Source organism: Arthrobacter sp. PsM3, assembly GCF_030433895.1.
In the GTDB taxonomy this organism is placed as follows: Bacteria; Actinomycetota; Actinomycetes; order Actinomycetales; family Micrococcaceae; genus Arthrobacter.
The window spans coordinates 1-575 of record NZ_JARUXE010000120.1; the positions used below are offsets into that span (position 1 = coordinate 1).

Here is a 575-nt window from a genome sequence, read left to right on the forward strand (position 1 = left end):
TTCCTGCTCGCGGCCCCGATGGGCCTGATCGGACGCTACATCCGCACGAAGCTCGAAGACACCCCGGTGTTCCGCGAACTCGCAGCGGAGGACCAGGCCATCAAGGCGCCGGTCTTCGGCCTCTTCCGGAACCACTGGCGGCTGCTGCTGCGGGCGGTCGGCGCGGTGCTGCTCAACGCCGTGGGCTTCTATGTGATTCTCAGCTACATGCCGACGTACCTGTCCTCGGAACTGGGCCTCGGAAAAACCGAATCGTTCCTGGCGACCACCATCGCGCTGGTGACGTACATCGGGTTCATCTTCCTGACCGGAATGCTCTCCGACCGTTACGGCCGGAAGAAGGTGCTGATCGCGGCATCCATCAGCTTCATCGTGCTGACCGTGCCTGCCTTCGCCCTGCTGGGGACCGGCAACTTCCTGGTGATCGTCCTCGTCCAGGTCCTGCTGGGCGGCATGCTCACCCTCAACGACGGCACCCTGCCGAGCTTCCTGGCCGAAATGTTCCCCACCCGTGTCCGCTACAGCGGCTTCGCGGTCAGCTTCAACCTCTCCAACGCGCTCTTCGGCGGCACCGC

Annotated in this window: 1 protein-coding gene; it reads left to right on the forward strand. The window is 64.5% G+C overall.

Translation table 11 applies throughout. The features are described from left to right. A partial coding sequence (locus tag QCD75_RS21865) for an MFS transporter (protein ID WP_301231623.1) occupies positions 1-575 on the forward strand: 575 nt, incomplete at both ends.